Raw genomic sequence first — 5,689 nt, 5'->3', positions numbered from 1 at the left:
CCGTCGATGGCCGCTTCACCTCGACGGAATCACGGTTCGCTCGGCTCCTCAAGACAGTTCTGCAACAAAATCGGCCAAAACCGGAAGTGAAGCGCTTCACTCGATAACCTCGTGAGCTTGCACCAGGACAGACGGTGGGATCGTCAGGCCGAGTGCTTTCGCGGTCTTGAGATTGACGACCAGCTCGAACTTCGTCGCCTGGACGACAGGCAAGTCGGCGGGCTTGGTGCCCTTTAGTATCTTGCCGGTGTAGATGCCCATTTGGCGAAGAGAATCGTTGATGTTGGTTCCGTAGCTCATCAAGCCGCCGGCGGAAACCATCCATCGCCAGTCGTAAATCGCAGGTATCGCACTGCGCACAGCGAGCGCCGCGAGGCTATCTGCGCGACGAGAGAACATAGGGTCGGAACCGACGATAAGCCCATCGATCCGACGCTGGACAAAAGTGGCGAAGGCTGCATCAAAGTCGGCTTCGGCGCTCGCGCTCACGATGAGAAGATCCTGTCCGATCTCGCGGGCAGCAGCCCTTACCTCGCTCAATTGGACCTCGAAATTCGGATTATTCGGATTAAGCAATACGCCGATGAGTTTGGGCTTGGGCACGACCGCGCGCAGAAGCTCAAGCCGCTTTGCGCCGAGTCCGGCGGCGAACATGGACACGCCCGTGAGGTTTGCGCCGGGGTGGTTGAGAGACGCGACGAGGCCGTCCTTGACTGGATCGATGCCGCTTTCGAAGACGATTGGGATCGTCGACGTCGCTGCCTTTGCGGCATGGGCGGAAACCACGTCAACCGCAACGATGACGGACACATGGCGATCGACGAGAACTTTGGCGAGCCCCGGCAGTCGATCGTACTGGTCCGCGGCAGTTCGTATCTCGAAAGAACAATTCTGCCCCTCGATGTACCCGACTTCTCTCATGCCCTGCAGGAAAGCTGCCCACGCGCCCGAAAATGGTTCATGTGATCCACTCTCGAGAACTCCGACAATTTGCGCGCCCGGTTGCTGCGCACGAGCAGCGCATCGGAAGGTCACTGCGCTGAGCACCACGATGAAATCGCGACGCCTCATTCGGACCACCTTCGCAGCTTCCGCTGCGCGCCGTGCGTTCTTCGCCGAACAATACTACCCGCCGGGTGGAGGAGAAGGTCACAGGCGGCATTCCGACTGTTCAACGGGAGACGGTGCCGGCTCTCACTGTCCATGTCCGCCTTGGGTCAAAATGCGAAGAACTCAGCCTGAGCAAATCCAGTCGGCTATGCCCCACTAAGCGGTCCTCGATGAGGGGTGTCGCCACTTCGCTGATGGCCAAGACCGGACTAAGCCGCCTGTTCCAGGCGCTGATCGATTTCTCCGCGCAACAGGCCAAAGTCGATCGGCTTGGTCAGCAATCCGGCAGCCCCGAGCTCCGTCGCCTTCCTCTTCGTCGCTTCGTCACCGTACGCGGTGATCATAATAACAGGAACATTCGGCCGCGCTGCCTTCACCTTCGGCAGCATCTCGAACCCGCTCATGCCGGGCATATTGATGTCCGACAGAATTAAGCTCAGCATGGGGTCAGAAATCTTTCGCGCGCGCTCCAGCGCCTCGGGCGCCGACGTCGCGAACTCCATGATGAAACGTCCGGAACGGATGTCGCGGCGAAATTGCTGCCGGAACAGGTTTTCGACGTCGGGTTCGTCGTCTACCACAAGGATATAGGTGCTCATTGTTCGCCCCTATTTAGCTTGTGCGGCCATCGTGCGCGGTAGTCGGACTATGAATTCCGTAAATGAGCCGGGTTCGGTCGCAACTTCAATCATACCACCGTGCTGTTTCACCACGATGTCGTGGCTCAATGATAGTCCGAGCCCGGTGCCCTCACCAGCCGGCTTGGTCGTGAAGAACGGGTTGAATATTTTTTCGCGGATGTCTGGCGGGATCCCAATGCCATTGTCACGAAATCGGATTTCGACCGTTTCGCCGAGATTTCGTGTAACTGCCTTCAAGCTTGGCTCACTTCCGGATTCCGTCGCACGCTTGCTCGCCGCGTAGAATCCGTTCGATATCAGGTTCAGGAATACCCTGGTAATCTCCTGCGGGTAGACCTGGGCCGTACCGACCGTCGGATCGAATTCGCGCTCCAGGCTGATGTTAAAGCCTTGCTTTTCGGCGCGGGCGCCGTGGTAGGCGAGGTTGAGGCTCTCGTCCACCAGTGCGTTGATGTCAACGGCGATGCATGCGCCGGAACCTTCCCGGGAATGCAACAGCATGTTTTTGACGATGGAATCGGCGCGCTTGCCGTGCTGCACTACTTTGCCGAGATTGTCCTTCAAGAGCGACGTCAGTTCATCGACCTCTTTACGGAGTTTATCGGCGAGCGAGACCTGTCTCAGCACTTCATTGAGTTCGTCGGCGAGCTCAACGGAAAGTTCTGAGAAATTGTTGACGAAATTGAGCGGGTTCTTGATTTCGTGCGCGATACCGGCGGTGAGTTGCCCGAGCGCCGCCATCTTCTGCGCATGGACCAGACTGGTCTGCGCCATCTGCAAGTCGCGCAACGCCGTCTCGGCGGTGTCTCGCGCAGCACGAATAGCTTCTTCGGCCTGCTTCCTCTTTGTGATGTCGGCGTAGATGAGTACAAAGCCGCCACCGGGGATTGGATTGCGGCGCACCTCGATGACCCGACCATCGGGGCGCGTGCGCTCAAGGCGCAGCTCCTGCCGGGGGTCTTTGTTGGCGCGGCTCAATTGAGCTTCGAGATCGGCAGAGTACTCGCCGCGGTCGGCCAGATAACGGAAGAATTCCTCGAAGCTCGGCCGACGCGCAAGGAAAGCCTCAGGCAACTCAAGCATTTCCTGAAAATTCCGGTTCCAAGCCGTCAGTCGTGCCGCGACGTCGAACATGATCACCCCGTCGCCCATATTGTCGAAAGTAACGCGCAGCTCGGCTTGGCGCTCGCGCAATTCCTCGATCAGCCGCGCATTTTCGATCGCGATCACCGCCTGATCGGCAAAAGTGCTGGCGAGCTCGGTTTCTTTGTCAGTGAAGGGGTCAACGCGCGTACGGTTAATGCTGAATATGCCAATCAGCTCATCTCCGCGCAGCAACGGAACGCCGAGGAGCGTGCGATTGCCGATGATCTTCTGTCCTTCCCGATAGGTGAATTCCGGGTCCTTCATCACATCGGGGATCTGAATGGCACGACGTTCTAACCCCACGCGGCCGGAAACGGTGCCGCGGTCGAGCGCTAAGGGGTGAGTGTCGATGAACGCCTTTGCCTCCTCCGAAAGACCGGACGACGCGACCAGATGCAGCGTGTCGTCGCGCCGGCGGAACATGTTCGCCTGGTCGGCGCGGCACAGGCGCGCCGCGGTCTCAACCAACGTGTTGAGAACCCTCTCCAGATCGACCGATGAGCGACTAATGATCTTAAGTACGTCCGCGGTCGCGGTCTGCTGCTGCAATGCCTCGCTCAGATCGTCCGTGCGCTGGCGCAGTTCCTTCAGGAGTCGTGCGTTCTCGATCGCGATGACAGCCTGTTTCGCGAAGTTCCTGACCAATTCAATCTGCTTGTCCTCGAACGGGCGGACTTCCTGGCGATAGATGGTGATCGCGCCGATCAACTCGTTTTCCTTGAGCATCGGCACGACGAAATAAGTCCGGGCCCCGGCAAGATCGGCTAACGCAACAACGGAATCATTGCCTTCCCGGTAGGGCGGCAGGATTCGAATATCTTCGATGTGAACCACCTGGTGGGTGTGGGCGACGGTGCCGAGGCCGCTTTGCGGGTGCGGCTGGAACGGCGCGCGTGATAGCCCGGACGCGTAGGCCGCTGGCGTATTATAGAGTGCAACGGGGCGGAAGTATCCCCTCTCGTAAAGATTCATCTGGCCAAAGTTTGCGCCGCAAACCCGCGTCGCATTCTCCAGCATCTTCTGGAACACCGGAGTGAGATCGCTGGGAGAGGAACTGATGATTTCGAGCACCTCGGACGTTGCCGTCTGTTGCCGCAGCGACTCCGTCAATTCCCGTGTCCGCGCCTGGACCTCATCAAACAGGCGAGCATTCTCAATCGCGATCAACGCCTGGTCGGCGAAAGTGGTGACGAGGTCGACCTGCCTCTGGGTGAAAGGCTGAACGGTACAGCGCGTCAACACAATAACTCCAACTGGATCACCCTCACGCAGGAGCGGAACTCCAAGCATCGTTCTGTAATCGCCAATGCTGACTATCTTGGTCAGTTCGTACTCAGGATCGACCTGGACGTCGAGAATCTGCGCCGTTCTCTTTTCAAGAAGAACCCGGCCCACCATGGATCCACGGCCCGGTCGAAGTTCGATAGTTTGCAGATACTCGTTATTCTCGATCACCGCCTTGCCTTTACCAGGAGCACCAAAGCTTGCGGCGAGATGGTAGGCCGCTCCTTTCGGTCGCCAGATATTTGCCAGATCCGCGCCGCACAGCCGAGCGGCGGATTCAACTAGCGTATCGAGCACAGATTTCAGATCGAACGGCGAACGGCTTATCGTCTTCAGTACTTCGGCCGTTGCGGTCTGCTGCTGAAGAGATTCGCGCAGCTCTCTGATCAGCCGCGTGTCCTCGATGGCGATGACGGCCTGAGCGGCAAAGTTCTTCAGTAGATCAATCTGCCTCTCACCGAATGGTTGTACTTCCTGAGTATAGATAACGATCGCGCCGATTAGTTCGTTCTCCTTGAGCATCGGAACTGCAACAAAGGATCGCGCTCCTGCCTGCTCGACGGTAACGACACGCAGCGGCTCACGTTCTCTATAAGCGGAATCGGCTCTGAGATCCGGGATATGTACAACCTGTTTCGTGGCCGCCAGCCGGCCAAGACCAGTCTTTGGATTTGGTCGTATCGGCCCATGCTGATCCCAGAACGCGCGATAGGATGGGGGAACATCATGCAAATGCATCGCGTGAAAACGCTCACCATCGTAGAGCAGGATGTGGCCGAATTTGGCGGCGCAAATGCGCAGGGCGTTGACCAGAATGGCCTCGAATACAGGCTTCATATCACCCGGCGATGAGCCAACAATCCTCAGTACATCGGCGCTCGCAGCTTGAAGCGCGATCGCCCCGTCTCTTTCGCGCCTAAGGCGCTCGATGAGCTGCTCTTGTCGTCGTTCGATTGACAAGTGCGCTCGTGACGCCTTACGAGGCGCGTTGGGACTCTTGGCGCTTTGACCCTTTGCGGGCCGCTCGCGTGCACCGCGTCGCTGCATGCCGCTCCCCCACGGGGTTGCTCAATCTTACCAAATCCCGAGTTTTGCGCCATTGCAATAAGTCCGCGACGGGCCATTCGCGTTGAATTGGCCGCATAACGACCAAGCCTGGTCTACCTGACGCGACGCCAACCGCCGCGTTGGTCGCACAGGGCCGTCACCCGCTACCAACTCCCGCCGTCGCATGTGCCCTCCAAGGATCACGCCGGGCGCGAACAATCTAGCACGTTGTCATTAGATTGTGTGAGCGGCAAAGCCGCATTTGCGGGGCGGCGGCGAGCCCGGTCTGCTTGGGGTCATTCGCGTCGGAGGCGCGGCCCGCAATCGTCAGCCCTCCTGATTCCGGACTACATCCTGAACAATATCCAGACCATCGCAGCTAACGTAAGCACCCGGTGAGGGCCGCCTTCCTAGATCATGTTCGAACGTGAGATGCTTTGCTGATTAATTTGCCAGCAAAT

General features: G+C 58.4%; 3 protein-coding genes. All 3 read right to left on the bottom strand.

Annotation, left to right across the window (positions count from 1 at the left end; all coding sequences use genetic code 11):
* Positions 1 to 96: 96 nt before the first annotated feature.
* Positions 97 to 1,071, bottom strand: a complete 975-nt coding sequence (locus JQ632_RS38775; RefSeq protein WP_212407986.1) for an ABC transporter substrate-binding protein — start codon at positions 1,069 to 1,071, stop codon at positions 97 to 99.
* A gap of 248 nt (positions 1,072 to 1,319) precedes the next feature.
* Positions 1,320 to 1,709 (bottom strand): response regulator, encoded by a 390-nt coding sequence (locus JQ632_RS38770; RefSeq protein ID WP_212407985.1) that lies wholly within the window; start codon positions 1,707 to 1,709, stop codon positions 1,320 to 1,322.
* 9 nt (positions 1,710 to 1,718) lie between these two features.
* Positions 1,719 to 5,141: a GAF domain-containing protein gene (locus JQ632_RS38765; protein WP_212407984.1), complete on the bottom strand. Its 3,423-nt coding sequence runs from the start codon at positions 5,139 to 5,141 to the stop codon at positions 1,719 to 1,721.
* Positions 5,142 to 5,689 lie beyond the last annotated feature (548 nt).

It is taken from the genome of Bradyrhizobium liaoningense (genome assembly GCF_018130955.1).
Taxonomy (GTDB): domain Bacteria; phylum Pseudomonadota; class Alphaproteobacteria; order Rhizobiales; family Xanthobacteraceae; genus Bradyrhizobium; species Bradyrhizobium liaoningense_C.
This window is presented reverse-complemented; position numbering and strand designations above follow the sequence as displayed.